The following is a 251-nucleotide window of genomic DNA, read 5'->3' on the forward strand; positions in this document are numbered from 1 at the left end:
GGTGCGGCGGCTCGCGGATGCCGTCGAGCGGATCGGGGTCGATGTCGGTCATGGCGACAAGGACACCAGTTCTGGACGCGCACCCGAACGCCGTTCGCCAGCCGGGTAGACGCAGTTCACTAGGCACCGCGCGCTGTTGCGCCGGCCCCGGGTGGCAGCCATGAGCCGTTGTACCTCCTTGACCGAGTAGGGCTCGATCTCGCTTTCCGGTAGCCGCGGAGACTTGGCGAGACTGGCGGGATTCTTCGCCA

1 pseudogene is annotated in these 251 nt (G+C 67.3%); it reads right to left on the minus strand.

The window, feature by feature from the left end:
* Positions 1-126: 126 nt before the first annotated feature.
* Positions 127-251: pseudogene (locus AC0AIB_RS31675) on the minus strand (site-specific integrase); the annotation flags it as partial.

Source organism: Micromonospora sp. DSM 43699 (assembly GCF_055517075.1).